Genomic DNA, 789 nt, shown 5'->3' on the forward strand with positions numbered 1-789 from the left:
CCCCAGAACTACTGTGAGTATTGATGGTGGCTGGTCTGGGACTGGCTGGCAGAGTAGGAACTGACCGTCCCATTGATCATCATGACCCTCAGAACTACTGACTCGAACGATGTCCTCGTCGGGATCTGTCTGATGATTGGTGGGCGGTCGGCACCGGCTCGGCCCACATCGATAACTTGATCAGAAGGTTGTCCGTTCCTGACCGAACGTGACTCATCACAGTAGTGTTTCGACGTGACTATCTCCCGGGCCGGAGCCGACCGTTTGACGGTCGGACCTCATCCGCTCTGACACGGGAGAATCACGAACCGTCATGACTATCATCTCGCATTTATACGCGTTTGTCGTTGGCGTCGACACCCACGCGAAGAACCACGTCTACAGTGTCCTCACGCACACTGGTGAGCACGTCGACACTGCCGCATTCCCGACCACGGAAGCCGGCATCAAACGAGCCCTGACGTGGGCTGGCCGCCGTACTCGCGGGGACCTCGATACCCTGTGGGTGATCGAGGGTATCGGCACGTACGGGGCGATCCTTGCCGACCATGTCGCCGACGCAGGCTATACGGTCGCCGAGGCCGCCAGCATGAATGCTCGCGACCGGCATGCCACGGGCAAAGACGACCGGATCGATGCCCGCAGGATCGCTGGTGCGGTCCTGTCCCTAGACGAGTCACGACTGCGGTTTCCCCGGCAGGCTGATGGGCCGCGTCAGGGACTGCGGATCCTGGTCAAGGCTCGGGAGTCCATGACTCAGGAGAAGACCCGGACCATCAATGCGCTCAC

At 60.6% G+C, this 789-nt stretch carries 1 protein-coding gene; it reads left to right on the forward strand.

The genetic code is table 11. The features are described 5' to 3' along the window. Positions 1 to 313 precede the first annotated feature (313 nt). Positions 314 to 789: IS110 family transposase (locus AC2W7L_RS18495; RefSeq protein ID WP_486005637.1), on the forward strand; the 476-nt coding region annotated here is incomplete at its 3' end.

This window comes from Brevibacterium sp. LAARM3_SD1, from assembly GCF_057364765.1.